This is a genomic window from Sphingomonas yabuuchiae, assembly GCF_001477495.1.
In the GTDB taxonomy this organism is placed as follows: Bacteria; Pseudomonadota; Alphaproteobacteria; order Sphingomonadales; family Sphingomonadaceae; genus Sphingomonas; species Sphingomonas yabuuchiae_A.
The window spans coordinates 1-651 of sequence record NZ_LDTF01000172.1; the positions used below are offsets into that span (position 1 = coordinate 1).

At 69.1% G+C, this 651-nt stretch carries 1 protein-coding gene; it reads left to right on the forward strand.

Going from position 1 to position 651, the window contains the following annotated elements:
• The coding region (locus tag NS355_RS17915; RefSeq protein ID WP_345938821.1) for a c-type cytochrome at window positions 1-618 on the forward strand (618 nt) is incomplete at its 5' end.
• Window positions 619-651 lie beyond the last annotated feature (33 nt).

Below are 651 nucleotides of genomic sequence, written 5' to 3' on the forward strand. Positions count from 1 at the left end.
CGGCAGGACGAGGTGCGCCGCATGGTCGCCTTCGTCCGCCGCCTGCCCGGCATGACGCCCGCACAATATCGCGCGCTGGTCGCCGAGGCTTCGCCCGCTATCGATCCCGACAACTGTACCGGATGCCATGGCACGGACGGTCGCGGTCGCGGCGCGCCCGACATCCCGGTCCTGGGCGGCCAGAGCCCCGAATATCTGCTCGCGGCACTCAAGGGCTATGCCAGCGGCACTCGCTCGAGCGCGGTCATGCAGCAGGTGGCGATGCGCATGGAGCCCGCCGACATGGAGGCCGCCGCGCGCCGCTTCGCCGCGATGCCGGGTCTGGGTGCGAAGCCTGCGGGCGATCCCGCTGCGGCGCAGATCGTCGAGCGCGGACTGCCCGATAAGCAGCTTCCCGCCTGTGTCAGCTGCCACACGCCCGGCAAGCCCTATCCCGTCCTCGCCGGACAGCGGGCCAGCTACATCGCCGGACGGCTGCGCCATTGGCAGGGCGACAAGAATATCGTCGACGCGCGCAAGAGCCATGCGACCATGCCCGTCATCGCGCGGCGTATTCCGAAGGACATGATCGATCCCATCGCCCGCTATCTGGCGGGGGATACGGGGACGGCGCGCTGACGGCTATGGCAGAATGACATGAGATGGACTCAC